This is a genomic window from Mycobacterium sp. 1274761.0, from assembly GCF_001668615.1.
In the GTDB taxonomy this organism is placed as follows: domain Bacteria; phylum Actinomycetota; class Actinomycetes; order Mycobacteriales; family Mycobacteriaceae; genus Mycobacterium.
The window spans coordinates 1-17994 of record NZ_LZMC01000088.1 but is presented as its reverse complement, the minus strand read 5'-3'; the positions used below and the strand labels follow the sequence as shown (position 1 = coordinate 17994).

16 protein-coding genes are annotated in these 17994 nt (G+C 67.4%); 4 read left to right on the top strand and 12 right to left on the bottom strand.

The window, feature by feature from the left end:
• Positions 1-6 precede the first annotated feature (6 nt).
• From eccD to A5651_RS18305, 11 genes are all read right to left on the bottom strand, one after another.
• A complete protein-coding gene (gene eccD / locus A5651_RS18355) occupies positions 7-1422 on the bottom strand; it encodes a type VII secretion integral membrane protein EccD (protein WP_066984004.1) in 1416 nt (471 codons plus the stop codon).
• Positions 1404-2231, bottom strand: a complete 828-nt coding sequence (locus tag A5651_RS18350; protein WP_066984002.1) for an ESX secretion-associated protein EspG — start codon at positions 2229-2231, stop codon at positions 1404-1406. Before A5651_RS18350 ends, eccD begins: the two co-directional genes overlap by 19 nt.
• Positions 2232-2519, bottom strand: a complete 288-nt coding sequence (locus A5651_RS18345) for a WXG100 family type VII secretion target (RefSeq protein ID WP_066983999.1) — start codon at positions 2517-2519, stop codon at positions 2232-2234. It lies immediately after the preceding gene.
• A 24-nt stretch (positions 2520-2543) separates the two neighbouring features.
• A complete protein-coding gene (gene esxG, locus A5651_RS18340; protein WP_066983996.1) occupies positions 2544-2837 on the bottom strand; it encodes a type VII secretion system protein EsxG in 294 nt (97 codons plus the stop codon).
• Positions 2834-4420, bottom strand: a complete 1587-nt coding sequence (locus tag A5651_RS18335; RefSeq protein ID WP_066983993.1) for a PPE family protein — start codon at positions 4418-4420, stop codon at positions 2834-2836. The genes esxG and A5651_RS18335 overlap by 4 nt, the downstream gene beginning before the upstream one ends.
• Before the next feature lie 2 nt (positions 4421-4422).
• On the bottom strand, positions 4423-4731 hold the full coding sequence (locus tag A5651_RS18330; RefSeq protein WP_066983990.1) for a PE family protein: 309 nt from the start codon (positions 4729-4731) through the stop codon (positions 4423-4425).
• Positions 4728-8684, bottom strand: a complete 3957-nt coding sequence (eccCa, locus tag A5651_RS18325) for a type VII secretion protein EccCa (protein ID WP_066983987.1) — start codon at positions 8682-8684, stop codon at positions 4728-4730. The genes A5651_RS18330 and eccCa overlap by 4 nt, the downstream gene beginning before the upstream one ends.
• Positions 8681-10210 (bottom strand): type VII secretion protein EccB, encoded by a 1530-nt coding sequence (gene eccB / locus A5651_RS18320; protein ID WP_066983985.1) that lies wholly within the window; start codon positions 10208-10210, stop codon positions 8681-8683. The genes eccCa and eccB overlap by 4 nt, the downstream gene beginning before the upstream one ends.
• Positions 10207-12015, bottom strand: a complete 1809-nt coding sequence (gene eccA / locus A5651_RS18315; protein ID WP_066983982.1) for a type VII secretion AAA-ATPase EccA — start codon at positions 12013-12015, stop codon at positions 10207-10209. The genes eccB and eccA overlap by 4 nt, the downstream gene beginning before the upstream one ends.
• Positions 12016-12118: 103 nt before the next feature.
• Positions 12119-13018 (bottom strand): class I SAM-dependent methyltransferase, encoded by a 900-nt coding sequence (locus tag A5651_RS18310; protein WP_066983979.1) that lies wholly within the window; start codon positions 13016-13018, stop codon positions 12119-12121.
• Between the two features lie 24 nt (positions 13019-13042).
• Positions 13043-13894 (bottom strand): oxygenase MpaB family protein, encoded by an 852-nt coding sequence (locus A5651_RS18305; RefSeq protein ID WP_082943834.1) that lies wholly within the window; start codon positions 13892-13894, stop codon positions 13043-13045.
• Positions 13895-13972: 78 nt separating this feature from the next.
• Here A5651_RS18305 and A5651_RS18300 point away from each other — a divergent pair, with 78 nt between their 5' ends.
• Positions 13973-14602 (top strand): TetR/AcrR family transcriptional regulator, encoded by a 630-nt coding sequence (locus A5651_RS18300; protein ID WP_066983974.1) that lies wholly within the window; start codon positions 13973-13975, stop codon positions 14600-14602.
• Here A5651_RS18300 and A5651_RS18295 read toward each other — a convergent pair.
• Entirely contained in the window at positions 14599-15177 is a 579-nt protein-coding gene (locus tag A5651_RS18295; protein WP_066983970.1) for a VOC family protein, read from the bottom strand. The genes A5651_RS18300 and A5651_RS18295 overlap by 4 nt on opposite strands.
• A 100-nt stretch (positions 15178-15277) precedes the next feature.
• Between A5651_RS18295 and A5651_RS18290 the strand changes: the two genes are divergently transcribed.
• From A5651_RS18290 to A5651_RS18280, 3 genes are all read left to right on the top strand, one after another.
• Positions 15278-16417 carry an alpha/beta hydrolase gene (locus tag A5651_RS18290; protein ID WP_066983966.1) on the top strand — a complete coding sequence of 380 codons (1140 nt, stop codon included), beginning with the start codon at positions 15278-15280 and terminating at the stop codon, positions 16415-16417.
• The gene (locus A5651_RS18285; RefSeq protein ID WP_369803971.1) at positions 16393-17391 is read left to right on the top strand and encodes a 2-hydroxyacid dehydrogenase; all 999 of its coding nucleotides are present in this window, start codon (positions 16393-16395) and stop codon (positions 17389-17391) included. Before A5651_RS18290 ends, A5651_RS18285 begins: the two co-directional genes overlap by 25 nt.
• A gap of 52 nt (positions 17392-17443) precedes the next feature.
• A partial coding sequence (locus tag A5651_RS18280; RefSeq protein ID WP_197496671.1) for an acyl-CoA dehydrogenase family protein occupies positions 17444-17994 on the top strand: 551 nt, incomplete at its 3' end.

Below are 17994 nucleotides of genomic sequence, written 5' to 3'. Positions count from 1 at the left end.
AACGTTTCACCGATTCAGCACCAACTCGAACAGACCGACGAGGTAGGCCGCGACCGGGATGACCGACGCATCGACTGCGGCCGCCGCAAAGCCGAGCAGGCGGCGTATGGGCAACGAGTACGTGTCCGGTTCAGCGACCGACGGGTTCAACGTGACGACGACCCACACCGCGACCAGCGCTGCTAACACCGCCAACGTCCACCACGCCGCGTGATAGCGCCCCGTCACCGCGAAGGCAACGACGAGCGACACCGTCAACAGGTGCGCGTGAGCCAGCAGCCAGGCCTTGCAGGCGGCGGTGTCCCATACCCGCGCGCGCAACGTCGCCCCGGCGGCCGCGGCGGCGACGAGCACCCACGCCCACACGCCGGGCGGGTCGGCGGGCAGGCCGACGACAAGCAGCGATCCGAGGACCGACAGCAGCACCCCGGCGGCGATGAATCCCGTCTGGTGCGAATCGCTGAGCCTCACCCTGCGCGGCAGGTCTTCGAGCACGCGGCGCGGCTGAGCCGACGGGGTCGGATCACCCGGCGCCGGGATGACCGGCAACGGGAACCGTGCCCACAGCGCAGAGAGCGCGGCGGCCTGCACCGTCACCAGCAGCGCAGCGACGATCAACCCGCAGCCGATGGTGCGGACGGGGAAGTGCCACAACGTCGCCACTCCCGCCGCGGCAAGCACACCCAGTCCCGTCACCACCGCGGCGGTGAAGAACGCCACCGCACGATCGGAGACGATTCGACTGATCAACGCCCACGCCGTCACACCCGCAGCGCCCAGCACCACGTTTGCTGCTCCGAAGTCGCCCGGCACCGCCAGCGCGAACGCCGCGCCGACCGGGACGAGGGCGGTAATCGCCTGTGCCACCGCAAAAGCCGGCAGTCGTGTCCGGGTGAGCAGCGACGCCAGCACCGCTGCCGCCGCGATGGCGCTGACCGTCGCCAGGCCGATGAGTTGCGCCGTCGCGAGATGATGAGCGACGGCGAATGCGGTGCCGACCAGGATCAGGCCGATGACCGCTAGAGCCGTGGCGCGGCGGATTTGACCGATGCCCCACGGCCGGCTTCTGGCCTCTGAGAAGAGCACCGCGGCGTCGGCGATGTCCTCGACGATCGGGGGCGACGACGGGCCCGCAGGCACGGGTTGCAGGGCCAGCACATCGCCGTCGACCACGCCGACCGTGTCAAGGGTGGCGTCGAGGCTGAACGGGGCCCCGCCGATCGGCGCGAGGCTCAGCCGCACCGGGCTGCCGTCCTCGGCAGGCGCCGCGAGACGCTGGACGGCGGGCAGGATTTCGCGCAGCGGCAGCTCCGCGGGCAGCGCCAGCTCGGTAAGCCGCGCGGCGGTCTCCGATGCTGTGTCGGACTGGAAGCCGGCCAGCACGGCGACGCGGACAATGGGTATCACAGTGTTGTTGGACATGCCGTTTTCTGGTGCTCTCTCTGGTGTTCCGTTGTGTGGTCGAAGTCGCGGGTGAGCTGTAGGTCGGGAAACCAGGAGCCGTCCGGTAGCGCGGCAATCAGCCGGTCGACGGCCGTGGCGATCGCGAACGGTGTGCCCGGGGAGAAGGTGGAGATCCACTCTCCGTCGGGTGCGCGAGTCGGGCTGACGACCACGCGACCCTGAGAAGAATCGATGATGCCGACACCGACGTCGGTCGCCACGTGGTGGCCGTCGCGGCGCTGCCCCGCGACGATCTCGACGTAGGTACGGCGATCCTCGAACACCGACGCCACCACAGGGCGCGCGGACGGCGGGATGCCGAGGAACTCCAGCACCTCGTCGACCGGCGTGCCGTTGCGGATCCGTTCGTCCGCCCTTGCACCGACCTGCGCAGGCAGCATGAACTCGTCAAACCGCGCCGGCGCCCGCCCCGACAGGCCCGCGGTCACGATCGGCACCAGCGCGTGCGGATCGCCGATGTCCATCTCGGTGAAGGTGACCAGGTGCGCGTTGCGCAGGGCCACCACAGTCCGGTCACCGCGGCGCGCGATGAGCCCCCGCAGCAGGTCGCCGCCTGCGGTGACGAATCGGAGCTCGAGCCATTGCGCCGGATGGCAGGCCAGCCGGATCCATTCTTCGACAACGGGTTCGGCGACAACCTGGATGTGATCGCCGCTGCCGGGTGTCAGCGGCGTGATCGCCAGCACCCACGGAAAACTGCCCGCGCCAAGGGAATCCGCGATCCGCCACGCCCGTTCGACGGTCAGCTCGACGGCGTTAGGGCGCATCTATCCCCATTTGGCGCCCTCGGCCTGGTCGCGGGCGTTCATGGACATGGTGTTCTGCTCGTGGGTCGAGGCCATCGCCCGGTATGCGCGCACGAGCTCTTCCATGGAGGTGTTCCACTGCGCCTGCCACGCCTGGTAGGTCATGCCGGTGTCACCCTGCCACGCGCCGGCCAATGCGGCCTGCTCGCTGGCGATGTCCGCGCCGACGGCGTGCAATGCCGCTGCGTAGCTTGCCATCTCACCCGAATGCGCCAGCATCGCCGGGTAGTTGTACATGATCTGGGACATGGTTTTGGGCCTTTCCGATCTGACTCAGATAGAGGTGTAGGTGCTGGCGGCGGCGGCGTCTTGGGCGACGTAATTACCCGCGGCGTCGCCGAGGTTGAGCTGTGCGATGTCGAGCAGCGCATTGACCTTCGCCGACACCTCGACGAACCGGGCGTGGGCGGCCTGGAATGCCGCCGACGACTCCCCCATGTGGAACGCCTGTGCGGAGGTGGCCGCCTGCTCAGCCTGTGCGATGGTGCTCCGCATCAACGCCGTCTTGGCGCCGAAGGCCGCCTCCGATGCGACCAGTTGCGGGATATGAGCATCGAGGAGGCTCATGGCTTCTTCCTTCCTTTTCCTTTTTCGGTTCCTTTTTCGGTTCCTTTTTCGGTTTCCTGATCATCTGCATGCCACGTGGTGGGCAACATCGGGGCGACGGCTCCGCCGCCGAATGCGTCACCTGGCAGCCGGGTCAGCCCGGCGGCGGGCGCATCGGACTTCGTCGCGGTGCCGCTGAAAGCCATCGGATCAGCGCCGCGCAGTGACGCCGAAACGCGAGCCTCTTCGGATTGCGGTGGACTGGAATCGATTTCGGGTTCCAGGTCCATGTACTCGTCACGGTAGCCGCGCTCTTTGGCCTTCGCGCGCCTGCGGGCCCGCCTCTTCTCGCGTGCGGCCGCCGCGGCGGCCAGCGCCGCAGCCGAGGGGATGTCGGCGGCGGGGGCCTTTGCGGCTGCGCTGTCTCGCAGCGTCGGCGTGAACCCCTCGCCCGGGTCGTCGCCGCGCACGGCGTACGGCACCAGCTGAGCCGGTGCTGCCGGCGCGGGCGCAGCCGTGCTCGGCGCGGCGGGGCTGACAGCACTCGACGGGGCGACGCCGGGGCTGACCGTCGTCGGGGCGATACCGGCTACCGGCCACTGGGCCGTTTGTTCGGCCCGCGCCGGTGCTGACACAGGCGCGTGCGGCTCAGCCGCGGGGGCATCGGCGGGGGGTGCTTCCTGCGCCGCGACCGGCGCAAGGTATGCCAGTCCGAGACCGATCAACAACGGGATCAGGAACGGCGCACTCAGGATCATCGCCCAGGTGGGCCAGCCGAGGAGGTTGGTGATGACCAGATAACCCACTGCGAAGAGCAGCGGCCACCATGTGACCAGGGCGCCGGCCGGATTGGTCAGAAAATCACGGATCAGCTGGATGATGCTGTTGAACGGATCCCTCAGGAAATCGAGAATGGGACCGTAGAGCTGGTCGAGGTAGTCCTGATAGTAGGCCAGCAGGTCGGAGATGATGTCCGAAAGATCCAGGGAGCTACCCGATTCCGCAGCCTGCGCCTGGGCGGCCATCTGGTGGACCGTCGCTGCCGCATTGCCCGCTTCGCCGACACCCGGCTGCAGCAGAAGCGGCGCGGGAGGCATGACCGGGGCCGCCGCGAGCGCCGCACCCGATACCGCTTCGTATGTGCCCATCACGGTGGCCGCCTGAATCCACATCCGGACATAGTCGGCCTCGTTGACCGCGATGGGGATCGTGTTGATGCCGAGGAAGTTGGTGGCCACCAAAACGCCGTGCACGACTTTGTTGGTGACCAGTTCGGGCATTGTCGGCATGGTGGCCAGTGCGGTGGTGTAAGCGGCGGCGGCGGTCTCGTGCTGCACGGCCGCTGCGGCGCTGTTCGCGCTCGCATCGGCGAGCCAGGCCAGGTAGGGCGCGTGGGCCGCTACGTACTGTTCGGCGCTCGGCCCCTCCCACGATCCCGCCTGCACCTCGCCCAGCAGGGCCGTGAGTTCGGCTGCGGCAGAGGCATATTCTGCGCTCAACGCCTGCCAGGCCCCTGCCGCGGCAAGCAACGACCCCGGTCCCGGACCGCTGCTCAGCAGCGTCGAGTGCACCTCCGGGGGTAGCGCCATCCACGGACCGGTCATCGTCAGCCCCGCGCCACGAGGTAGGACGCCGCGGCCGCGGCATCTCCGGTGGCGTAGCTGGCCGCCGACTCCCCGACGCCGGTACCGGACCGGCCCAGCTCCTCGACGCCCTGGGCGGCGACGGTGGCGTGCTGGGCGCCGTGTGCGCTGAGCCCGACTGCGGTCTGCAGCGAAACAGGGTCAGCGGCCGGCGGTATCACGGCGGTGACGAGCGTCGCCGCGCCGGCATGTGCGGCCGCCAGCCGCGCCGTCAGCGCCTCGACCGCCGCGCTGGCCGCCGTCAGTCCCTCGGGAATTACTCGCAGAGTCATCGGCCGTAGTCCTTTCTCTCACCGTTGCCATGTGCGACCGCTTCTGAAACAAGCGGGTTGACGATCTGTAGGTATGTCGGCGAATCGCTGTCGCTCAACAGGATTGCCCTGCCCGCGGGTAGCCGGCTGAAGCGCTGGCCACGGATCTTGCCGCTGTCCTGCGGGTTGCCCGACAGCATCAGTGTGGTCGCCTGCAGCTCGTTGAGGCGACGCAGCAGCGGGGCGGTCATCACCGCATGCGCCGATCCGGTGGCCCGTGCCGTGACGATCACCCGCAGGCCGAGGTCGCCGGCCTCGGACAGCAGCCCGATCAGGCTCGTCCACGGGCGCTGCCCGACGAACGGCCCACCCATCGCAGGGGCGTCCGGGATCTGGTCGACGTCGTCGACGATCAGGTAGTGGGTATGGCCGGTGTATGACCAGCCGCTCAGCTCCTCACGAGTGAGACCGGTTGGCGGCCTGCGCTTCTCGATGATCGACGACAGACCGAGCATCGCCGGGGTGATCCGGTCGATGTTGGGGGTGTACTCGTTCTCCGGGAATAGTGGCTCGTCGACAAGATGGAGTCGCCGGTCGATGACCGTGAAGGCGATCCGGTCTTCCGTCGTGTTCTCGCGCAGCGTGCGGATGATGTGGCGCAGCAAGGTCGTCTTGCCGGATCGGTTGTCGCCGAACACCATCAACAGCGGGTTCTGCACGAAGTCTAGCGTGACCGGGGCGAGGTCTTCCTCGCGCTGACCGACGACGATCCGTTCGGGGCCCGCATACAGCGGCGCGACGGTCTCGGGACGCAGGTCGGTGGGCAGCAGTCGCACCGGCGGCGCGGTCAGACCGCGGTAGCGCGCATTGAGTTCACCGATCGCGTTCAGCGGCGGCGCGGCGAACAGGAAGTGCTCGGCCGCCATGGTCAGGCCGCGTCCTGGTTGGTCTGCCGGCACGCTCTCGGCGGGCCGTCGCAGGGCACCCACGACGCGCACGTTGCTGTCCTGTGCGTCGTGGAGCTTGAGCTCGAGGCGCAGACCGAGACCGTCGCGCATCGTCAACGGCACCTCGATCCAGTTCGGGGTGGTGATGACGACATGGATGCCGTACGACAGGCCCGCGTTGACCAGCTCGGTGACCTTGGCCAGCAACGGGTTCCGGGTGTTGAACTGGTCGGTGTTGTCTCTGCTGAACGCGTAGAGGTTATCGATGACGAGGAACACTTGGCCGTAACCGTCATCGCGGTCAGCACAGCCGCCCCCCTTATCGCTCCTCGCGTGCGCGTGCCGCTGTCGCGCCAACAGCAGCTGCTCCAGCTCACCGAACGTGCGCCTGATCCGTTCTGGCTCCAGCGGCGACGCGACGCTGCCGACGTGGGCGAGTCCGGCCAGCTGCGTCAGCTGTCCGCCGCCGTAATCGAGGCAATAGAACGTGACATCGCGCGGCGAATGCAGCGCCGCTGCCGACAGGATGAACGTCTGAAGCGCCGTCGACTTGCCGGACTTCGGCCCACCATGGATCACCATGTTGCCTGCCGACGAGGTGGCGTCGAAGATCAACGGGTCGCGGCGCATTTCGAAGGGCCGATCGATTTCGCCGAGCGGCCAGCGCCACTGCCGATCCGGAATGTCGGCTCGCTGCAGGACCTCCTCTAGCGGCAGCGGTTCGTCCAGCGGCGGCAGCCACAGCTGCGGGGCGCGCGGTCCGTACTTCGCCAGCTGGTCGCCGATGGTGGCGATGAGCTTGCGCGGCGGCCGCACGTCTGCGTCGCCATCGGAGTCCGCGATCGCCGTCTCGGGCGGCGGCTCCACCCGCGAGGCGGTAAACAGCTGCGGTTGCGGATCGGCGTGCACCACGATGGATTTCGCTCGCCGCGGTGGTTCGTAGATCCCGTCGACATAGGTGCTGCGGAATTTGATCGGCACAGCTCCCGGTGCGGGCACAAGGAAGCCGACTCCCTTGTGTTCTCTGCCGGACTCGATGTGATAGGCGTCCTCGACGCCGATGATCTGGCGAGAGATGCTGGGGCTGGCAACCTTCAGGCCGATCCGATACGACGTGTTCTTGTCGATGTCCTTGATCTTGCCGACGTCGAGCGTCTGCGATGCGAACAGGATGTGGATGCGGAACGAGCGGCCTTTCCGCGCGACGTAGTCGAACAGCTCGGCGTACTCAGGGTGGTCGGCCAGCATCAGGGTGAACTCGTCGGCCACGACGAACAGCGTCGGTATCGGAGGAAGGTCGTGACCAGCCGCTCCTTCCCTTTCACAAGCGGCCTCGTATTCGAGCACTGAGTTGAAGGCACTGCCCTGGACCCGGCGCCCGGCATCGCGCAGCAACTGCTCGCGGCGCGCCACCTCACCGCGCAGGGTGTCGGCGAACCGGTCGGCCAACGACTTCTTCTCGGCCATGTTCGAGATGACGGCGACGACCTGGGGGAAGTTGCGGAAGATATCGGCGCCGGCTTCACCCTTGAAGTCGGCGTAGATGACGATCAGCCGGTCGGCGGGGTGAGTTGTCAACAGCGACAACAGAATCGACATCAGCGTCTGGGACTTGCCCGAACCGGTCATGCCGATCATCAGGCCGTGCGGGCCCATGCCGCCCTCTGCTTCGTCCTTGAGGTCGAAGTACAGGGGCTCGCCGGTGGAGGTGACGCCGATCGGCACCCGGAGTTCCTCATCGCGCGGGCGCGGCGCCCACAGCTGCGCGACGTCGAGCGCCGAAGCGTCCGGGATGGACAGCAGCGTGCCGAACGTGCCGCCGCCGGTGCTCGAGGAACGGGTGTGCAGCGGGTTGGAATCCCAGCGGGACAACCGCCGCGCCAAGTGCGCCGCGTCGGCCACAGCGAGGGTGTCGGCCCGGCCGATGTAGGGCTGCCATCCGGCCGCGCCCTGCCACCTGTGGAGGGAGCCGTCGGCGATCCGCAGCACCGGCCGCTCGGGGTCCGGGTACTGGTCGCGGTGCGGTTCGATGGCCGACGTGTGGATGACGGTGACCCCGTCCAGGTTCTGCGCGCCGACGAAATCGTCTGCATCGGCGTCTGGTTCGTCGAGTATCACCAGCAGGTGCTTGGTCCAGTCGAGCCCGGCGACCAGCTGACGCAGCTCGTCGGCACTGGTCGTCAACCGTCGGGCAGGTCCGACGCCGTCCGCTTCACCGGGAATATCGGTGTGCGGCAACCATTTCAGCCATGTCCAGTGGTCGGCGTCCAGCTCCGGGGTGGCGACCGCGAGACCGAGGACCTCCGGGTCGTGCCAAGTGACGGCCTGTGCGATCCACGCGCGTAGCGCCGCGCGCACGTCGTCGGGCTCGCCGACGAAGTTGATGCGAGACATCTTGGTGATGTCGACGCCTGCGGGCACGTCATGGAGCGTGCGCTGGGTGTCGAGCAGCCCGCGTAATGCACTGTGCGAGACGGGCTCCAGGTCGATCTCGTCTGCGGTGTCCTTGACGCGCAGCGTGGTCTTCAGCGGCGCCTCGTGCAGACCTGCCCGCACCACAAGGTAATCGTCGTCGTGCGGATCGCGTTCCCATTGCCTGCGGGTGCCTGCGATGACGGCCAGCGTGTCGGGCGCCGGATGCGACCACTCGAGTGCGGCGCGCTGTTCGGCGGCGTGGGCCCGCACGTTGTCGCGCAGCACCGACAGGTACCGCAGGTAGTCGGCGCGCTCGGCGTCGACCTCCTCGGTGCGCATCTTGTTGTCCGAACCCCGGTACAAAGCGGTGGCCGCCAACAACAGAACGAATGGGAAGAACAGGGTGGTCGGCGAGATGAGCCGCATGCCGGTGGCCACCAACGCGACGATCATCCCGACGATCAGGATCACGATCAGGTACGGCAGCACCCGTCGCAGCAGTGATGGCGGCACCAGCCGCGGCAGTTCCGGTGGAGGCTCGATGGTGATCGTGGGTTTGCGTACCTCAGGCCGGGGCAACCGGCGGTGCGCCTCGAATATCAGCCTGCTCATCGGTTCTCCCCCGCCATCGCGGCGGACTGTGTCTGGATCGTGTCGTGGACGGTCAGCGCGCTGTCGCGGGACAAGGTCGGCCCAGCGGCATACAGGGACAGCACCGACCACGGGATCGGCAGCGGCGGCGCGGTGATGCCCAGCGCTTGAACGGCTTTGGTGTCACCCGTGGTGTCGATGCCGTAGCGGACGCCGGTGTCGCTGACCCAGAACTGTGCGCCGGCGACCGGTGACCCAGGCTCCTGTCCCACGGTCTGGACCAGGTACCCGCGGCCGGGCGCCACCACGACCCGCGTTCCGGATGCGACGAGATCAACTGTGGGCGTTCCGGTTTCGAGCGGCAGGGCGGCCCCTGAGAGTAAGGTCAGACCGCTGACGTTCGCGCCCTCCGGCTTGGCCCAGTGCGCGCAGATGACCGGGGCCTCGGCGGTATCGACCAGGGTGACCGGATCGTTGGGGAACACACCGGTGTCGAGGGCCCCGATAGATGAGGCAACCGGCGTCCGCGACACCTCGTCGGCGCCGAGCCGCGGCGGCTGGTCGAGACCGAATGAGTTGGTGTTACGCAGGATCGCGGCCAGCACCGGCGGGATCGGTTGCAGACCGTCGGCCAGGACCGCGTAGTGGCGCACGGTGTTTTCGGTGTCGAAGGCGACCACCACAGCGCCGACGGGCGCGTCTACCGGCAGCGGATATCGCGGCGGTTCGCCGGCTCCCGGGATCGACGGAGCCCTCAGGGCGGGCGATTCGGGGACGGCGTTGAACAGGCCGGTGGCTATGGGGCGAGGTGTGAGCGGGCCAGCGCCTAGGCCGAGCGCGTCGGCAACCGCGCGCTCGTTGAGGTCGAGCGGGCTGCGTCTGCCCTGCCACAGCAGCCAGGTGCGCCCGCCGTTCTCGGCGAGCACCGCGGAGTTCTCCGGCAGCGCGCCGGCACGTTCTCCGCCTCCGGCGAGGTGACCCGCGATCACGGTCGGGCCGCGTGCCGGTCCGGATGCGGCGTCGCAGACCGTCCAGTCCGCATCTCGAGAAGTGTTCTGCACCATGCGTTCCGGCGCGCCGGGGATGCCGAGAAGGTTGCCGCGGCCGAACCTGTCGAGTTCTGCCGACTTCACCGTCGTCGGGTTGTCGGGCCTGCCGACGATGAGGCGCGCCGACGCCAGATTGAGCACCGGGTGCAGCTGCTCGTCGACCTTGACGTACAGCGCGGCGGTGGACCGGTCCGCGAGCACCGCCTCGTTGCCCGCCACGCCTCCCGGCCGGATCAGCGAGAACAGGAAGCATCCGGCCACGCCGGTGACGACGACCAGCGCCCCGACCCACACGGCCCTGGTCTGGGTGCGCAGCGGGTCGACCAGCATCCGGGTGTCGTGTAGCGCGACCCCGGATGCGATACGCCGCATGAGGAATCGCCAGCCTGACACCTGGTGACGGGTGACGAAGCCACGCCGATATGACACGCCGTCGGGGTTCTCGTTGGCCGGCGTGCGGGGCGTGAAGGCGCGACGGTCGTCTGCCTGGCCGCTCACTGCGACACCGTGAGGCCGAGGCCGCGAAGCAGCGGGGTGATCGATTGCTGGACATCCGCGTCGATGATCGTCATCAGCTCGTCGTCGGTGAAGTCCTCGGTGTCGGAATGGTCGAGCCGGTATTCGCGCTCCTCTTCCGATCGCTCCACGAGATTACGGACGAACCGGCCGTTGCCAGCGATGTCGAGACCGCGTCTCGACACCCCGTTGGCGTCCGGTGAAGACGTATCGGCGAGATAGCTGAACAGGTTTTCCATGTCGGCGAGTGCGGCCGGCTCGAAGACGCTGTCGCGCTTCTCGGCCATCCGCTGTGCGATTTCGGTGAGCTCTTTCGGCGTATAGGAGGGAAAGTCGATGCTGCGCGTAAACCGCGACCGCAACCCTTCGTTGGTGTCCAGGAACATGTCGAGGTCGGCGCGGTACCCGGCGACGATGACAACCAGACGGTCACGGTCGTTCTCCATCCGCGCCAGCAGGGTGTCGATAGCCACCAACCCGAAGTCGTTCTTCGCGCCGGTGGCGACCAATGCGTACGCCTCGTCGAGGAACAGCACGCCGTCGAGTGCGCTGTCGATGATCGCGTTGGTCTTGGCTTCGGTCTCGCCGATGTGCTGGCCGATCAGGTCGGCGCGGTGCACCTCGCGGACGGTCTCCTTCTTCAAAAGGCCCAGGCCGCAATAGATCTTGGCGACCACCCGGGCGATCGTCGTTTTTCCCGTACCGGGCGGGCCGGCGAACACCAGGTGGTTGGTCCGGTTGGCGACGGTCAGCCCGCGTTCTTGGCGCCGCAGCGCCATGGCGACCGAACTCTTCAGCCGCGCAACCTGATACTTCACCTCTTCGAGGCCGATGAACTCGGCCAGTTCGGCTTCCGCCTCGATCAGCAGATGCGCCTTGCGTTCCTTGGCGCCGGGGTCGACGAAATCCGCTTCACCGGGTTCGGTGTCGGGATCCCATGGGTCGGTGCGGGCCTCGATGCGGGCGGCGGTGGTGGTGACGAACCCGACCGTCGAGTCCGACAGCGCCTGCTCGACATCGGTGTTCTCCGGGTGGGCGGCGTACAGGTCCTGTAGGACTTCGGCGGCTTCCTCGTCGTCGCCCTGGGCCCGCAACGCCAGCGCCTTCGCCAGTGCACCGTCGACGGCGGCGACTCCAATGGGGCCCGCTGGGTCCTCGAGGTGCGACAGCGCGGGAGCGAACATCCCGACGTGGGCGAGCGCAATACCCAGCGTCACCCGCGCGGCATGGGCATAGAACTCGTCCAGCGTCGGCTCGTTGACCACCGGGGTGAGCAGCCGCACCACGTCGGACCAGCGCTGCGTCCGGTAGTTCAGCGCGACCCGAAGCCACAGCGCCTGCTGCCAGTCGGGCCGCCGCTCCAGGACTTCGGCGATGAGCCGGTCGGCTTCCTGGTAGTCGTGCTGATCGCAAAGCGTTGCGGCGTAGGCCAATTGGTAGTCGTCGGGATCGGCGGCGCGGAATCGCAGATAGAGACCGGTGTCGTACTCGAAGCCGAGTGCCCTTGGCGACAGCACGATCTGACGTGCCAGCAGGCCTGCGGTGGCCGAGGTCCGCCAGACCGACTCGATCACCGTCGGTGAGACGTCACCGGAGGCAGCAAGCCCGGTCCAGGCATCGCAGTGGTCGGCGGCGATGTGGGTCAGGGCGGTGAAGCCGGTGCGGGCGGCCGACTTGTCGGCGGGCCGTTGGCGGTCGTGCACCGACAGGCCCAATGCCCGACAGCAGGTCGCGAACCGGGTTACGACATCGCTGTCCACCCGAGCCGTAAGCACGTCACTCCCCATTCGGGCCCACGTCTCCTAGCTTTGGTTAGCCTAACTTGAGTGAAGTTAGCATTACCTAGCTAAGCTGTCGAGACGCACCCGGAACGGGTGGCGAGTGACCCCGTCACCGCTTGACGGCGTTGACCAGCGAGATATTCGCAAACATCGGGTAGGCCTCGGAGCTTGGCTCTGGAACGGGGCGGCCGATCTGGCGGAAATAGCTGGGCAGGTCGATGTCGCTGCCGCTCCACCCGTGCTCGCTGAACCATTGGATCGCCGGGGCGTGCTGTTCGTTGTAGATCAGGGAGAAGAACCGCGCGTCGCCCTCGTCGGACGATGCGAGTTCTTGTTCACGTGCCGATTGAAAGAGCTCGTCGCTGAAGGGTTTTCCGTCGTCGACAGCGACGCGGCTGCCCGGGGACGCCAGGCCGTTGATGCCGGTGAACAACTCGGCCTGCGCCGCGGCCGGCAGGTACACCAGCAACCCTTCGACCAGCCACACCGACGGCGTGGCCGCGTCGAATCCTCTGTGCAGCAGGGCCTGTGGCCAATCGTCGCGCAGGTCGACGGCGATTTCATGGCGCTCGGCGGTCGGCGACTCACCGTTGGAGGCGAGCACGCCCCGCTTGAATTCCAGCACCTGCGGTCGATCCAGCTCGTAGACGACGGTGCCGTCGGGCCAGGCCAGCCGATAGGCGCGGGAGTCCAGCCCGGCCGCGAGAATGACGACCTGACGCACGCCCGCATCGGCGGCGGCATAGAAGCATTCGTCGAAGTACTTGGTGCGGGCAGCCTGGTAGTTGACGAAGTGCCCACCGAATTCCGTCATCAGCTTGTCGTCGAGCGCCTTGCCGTCGAGAACGTCGGCCCACTGCCCACCGACCGCCCGGCAGAACATCTCCGCATAAGGATCGACGACGAGCGGATCGGCTTTGTTGGCCTCCAGCGCTCGCGCGGCCGCGACGAACAGGGCGGTGGCGCCCACGCTCGTGGTGATGTCCCAGCTGTCGTCATCGCTGCGCATAACTTCGGTTATACGCGGCTCGTTTCAGACCAGCGCGCGCCCGGTCCTGATCCGCCAGTCGAGATCCTTCAGCAGGACGTTGAAGGGGAACTCCCGCAGAAAACGGGGCAGCCGGTCGTTGACGAACCGGATGCGTTTGATCAACTTCTCGAACCGGCGCTGCTTGTCGGAATCCCACTCCAGCCGCATTTCTTCGCGGAAGCGTTGCGGCAGAAAGCCTCCCGTGATGAGCAGGTTGAAGTCGTCCAGCCGGCGCTGTATCGGAGCGGGAATCTTCGCGCCCCGCACCCGGCCTGCCGCGATGGGCCACAGAAAGTCGCGCACCGCGTCGTCGATGTGCACCTTCTCCATCGACTCTTCCCAGTAGCGGTCGAACGCTGTTTGGTCAGCCGGCCACTTCTCCCGCGGCACTTGCAGCATGGTGCCCAGCGCGATGCCCTCCTCGAACAGCTGAGCTGCCGCGGCGTCGTCGACCTCGCCGACAAAGACGTTGTAGATGTCGATGATGCCCTTGTACATGCAGGCGCCGACCCACATCTGCAGGTCGGGATCGAATGCGTGGTAGGAAACCGGGCTTTCCTCGGTTGAATACACCTGCGCGTGGGCGCGGTTCACCGCACGGCGGAACGCCGCCTGCTGCTCCGGTGTCCCCTGCGCTGCAACCGCAAGGTAGGTGAAGGTGGTGCGGGCCCGCTTGATCGGGTGCCGGTCGATGCGGCCGCTTTCGACCCGGCTCTCCATCACGCCGTAGCCGACGCCCGGCCGTGACAGCTGCATGATGACGTTGGCCGCGCCGGCCAGCAGGCCCACGCCCATCATGCCGCCGACGGCGTCGGGACCGGGCTTCGAAACCCTTCGACTCTGCAGGATCGCCATTGACCACCTGTTTTCTATTTGTGATAACGTCTGTTCTCAGATATTCCCCTCCTCCTGAACTGCTGTCAAGATGGCAGTATGAGCCGCGTGGCCCAGATCCGTCCGTACCGCGGAATCGACGCGGCAGAGCGCATTGACCTGCGCCGACGGCGGCTGCTCGACGCCGGCCTCGACCTGCTCGGCGGGGAGGGCGGCGACGCTGAACTGACCGTGCGGGCGGTCTGTCGCCGGTCGGGGCTGACCGCCCGTTACTTCTACGAAAGCTTCACCGACAAAGACGAGTTCGTCGCCGCGGTGTTCGACACCGCCGTCGCCGACATCGCGGCCACCACCCAGGCCGCCGTCGCCGCGTCGCCGCCTGCCGGGCAGGGCCGCGCCGGCATCGCGAACCTAGTGCGCACCATCGGCGCCGACTCTCGTATCGGCCGGGTGCTGTTCGACGTGCGGCTGTCCAGCCCGGTGATCCTGCGTAAGCGCGCCGAGCTCGGCGCCGTGTTCGCCTTGCTGCTGGGTCAACACCTCGAGACGGCGTTGCGCCGCGACCGGACGGGCAGGAGCACGGCCGCCGTTCACTTCGTCGTGGGCGGTGTGGGCCAGACGCTCAGCGCGTGGCTGGCCGGCGACGTGGAGCTAGACCAGGATCAACTCATCGATCAGCTCACGTCGATCCTCGACGCGCTGGCCGACCCGGGTCTTTACTTCGACTAGCCGGCGGTCACCTTCGGACGGCGGTCGGCGGCGGTCTTCGGCTTGGTCCGGGCATCGGCATCATCGAATTCCTTGACCCAGCAAGCGAACTCGAGCGTGATGCCGTCGGGGTCATGGAAGTAGAAGGACCGCACGTAGACGCCGGGGTGCACGGTCGCCGACACCTGCGCTTCGCTCTCATCATGGTTGAGAATCGGGCCCACCCGTACGCCCTTGTCCTTGAGGCGCTGCCGGTATTCGTCAAACTTTTCAGGAGGTACGTGGAAGGCCAGGTGGTTCATGGAACTGACCGAGCTGGTGATCTCGCCGATGCCGGGAATCGCTGCGGGCGAGGAGATGCCGGGCACGCGATCTGCGGCGTCGGCGAACCAGAAGAACGCTACACAGTCCCCGTTGCCCGCGTCGAAGAAGAAGTGCTGGCCCATTCCGCCGGGCAGATCAAGCGATTTGATCAGCGGCATGCCCAGCACACCGGAATAGAAGTCGACGGTCTTCTGCATGTCCGAGCAGACCAGCGCGACGTGGTTGATACCACCGAGCGCGAATTCGGGATTGTGGTTGTCAGGTTTGATCATGTCGCATCCCCTTGAGCCGCCTTGCGCGAAACGCCTGTCGGCGGCGAGATCCGAATCTAACATCGGGGTTCAGGCGGGGGCAATGAGGAGACCGGACTGAATGACCAGGACATCGTCATCCGGTAGCCCGGGAGTGATGCGCGAATTCGTCGGCCTGGATTCCCCGACCGCGCGGCGGGCGGGTTCTGGCGGGCATCCGTGCCAGGGGCTCTACCACCGCGGCGTGGGGCGCAAACCCAAGGTGGCGATGATTGCGGCCCACTACCAGATCGACTTCTCGGAGCACTATCTGGCCGACTACATGGCCACCCGCGGCGTCGGGTTCCTGGGCTGGAACACCCGCTTCCGGGGCTACGAAAGCAGTTTCATGCTGGACCATGCCCTTGTCGACATCGGTGTCGGCGTGCGCTGGTTACGCGAGGTGCAGGGCGTGGAAACTATTGTGCTCCTGGGTAATTCCGGTGGCGGCTCACTAATGGCGGCCTACCAGGCCCAAGCGGTGGATCCGCACGTGACGCCGACGGAGGGCATGCGTCCGGCGGCTGGGCTGACCGAGCTGCCCCCCGCCGACGGGTACGTCGCCAGCGCCGCACACCCCGGCAGGCCCGATGTCCTGACCGCGTGGATGGATGCCGCCGTGGTCGACGAAAACGACCCTGTGGCAACCGATCCCGATCTCGACCTGTTCAACGGGAACAACGGACCGCCCTACAGCCGGGACTTTGTCGCCTGCTACCGCGAAGCACAAGTGGAACGCAACAACGCAATCACCGACTGGGCCGAGCGTGAGCTCAAACGTGTTCGTGCAGCGGGCTTTTCCGATCGCCCGTTCACGGTACTGCGCACATGGGCCGATCCCCGCATGGTCGACCCGACGCTGGAGCCGACCAAGAGGCCTGCCAACATGTGTTACGCCGGTGCGCCGGTCAAGGCCAACCGGTCGGCCCACGGCATCGCCGCCGCATCCACCCTGCGCAGTTGGCTCGGCATGTGGAGCCTGCGGCATGCCCAGACCCGCGCTGAACCGCACCTGGCGCGCATCGACTGCCCTGCGCTGGTGATCAACGCCGACCAGGACACCGGCGTCTATCCCTCCGACGCCCAGCGCATATACGACGCGCTCGCCAGCACCGACAAGACGCAGACTTCGGTCGACACCGACCACTACTTCACCACGCCGGGAGCGCGCAGTGAGAAGGCCGATACGATCGCCAGGTGGATCGCGAAGCGGTGGCGCTAGCTGCTGACTCCTCGCGCGAGCGCTCGTCGGTGAGGGTTCTGGCTCATTTCGTGGCCGGCGACAAGGTCCTTGATTTCATTGCTCCAGAACGTGATTGGCTCGATGTCCGGTTCTGCGCAGAGGACGACGACGAGACCTTCTACCGCGAGCTGCCCGACGCCGAGGTGATCTGGCATGTCTTGCGGCCGTTGACGGCCGACGACCTCGAACGGGCATCGCGGTGCAGGCTGGTGCACAAGCTGGGTGCGGGCGTCAACACCATCGACGTCGACGCCGCCTCCCGCTTGGGGGTCGCGGTGGCCAATATGCCCGGCGCCAACGCCGCGTCCGTCGCCGAAGGCGCCGTCCTGCTGATGCTCGCCGCGCTGCGTCGGCTGCCGGAACTCGACCGCGCCATCCGCGCCGGCGCAGGCTGGCCGTCGAATCCGAGCCTCGGGGAAACCGTGCGTGACATCGGCGGGTGCACCGTCGGGCTGGTCGGCTACGGCAACATCGCCAAGCGTGTCGAGACGATCGTCGCCGCGATGGGGGCCGAGGTGCTGCACACCCGCACGGCAGACGACGGGCACCCGGGCTGGCGTTCGCTTCCGGACCTGCTGGCCGCCAGTGACATCGTGTCGCTTCACCTACCGCTGACGTCGGCGACGACCGACATGTTCGACGGGCCTGCGCTCGCCACGATGAAACCGGGCGCGGTGCTGGTCAACACCTCGCGCGGCCCGATCGTCGACGAGGTGGCGCTGGTCGACGCACTGCGCAGCGGCCGGTTGGCTGCGGCGGGGCTCGACGTGTTCGCCGTCGAACCGGTGCCTGCCGACAATCCGCTGTTGAGCCTGGCCAACGTGGTGCTGACACCGCACGTCACCTGGTACACCGTCGACACCATGCGCCGCTATTTAGCCGAGGCCGTCGACAACTGCCGCCGGATGCGCGAGGGGCGGGACCTTCGAAACGTCGTCAACTCGCCCGAGTAATCTCGTTCCCAACCGACCGGTTATTAGGGACGCTCCACGAAGAGGTGCACGCATGCCCATCGCAGTGAATTCCGAGCACAACGACCTCGCCGATTCCGTTCGGTCCTTCGTGGCGCGCGTCGCGCCGTCGGAGGTTCTGCATGAGGCCTTGGAAACGCCGATCCCGAACCCGCCGCCGTACTGGAAAGCCGCCGCCGAACAGGGGCTGCAGGGGGTCCACCTGTCGGAAGCCGTTGGCGGACAGGGCTTTGGGATCCTCGAGCTAGCGATCGTCCTCGCCGAATTCGGCTACGGCGCGGTGCCCGGGCCGTTCGTGCCGTCGGCCATTGCCAGCGCGCTGATCGCCGCCCACGATCCCGCGGCGGCGCTGCTGTCCGATCTGACTTCCGGTGCGGTGATCGCCGCCTATGCCATCGACTCCGGGTTGACGGCGACGCGGCACGGCGACGGGCTGGTCATCCGCGGTGAGGTGCGCGCGGTCCCGGCTGCCGAGCAGGCGTCGGTGCTCGTCCTGCCGGTCTCGATCGATAGCGGTGGGGAGTGGGTCGTGCTCGACGCCGACCAACTCGAGATCGAACCGGTCCAAAGCGTCGACCCGCTGCG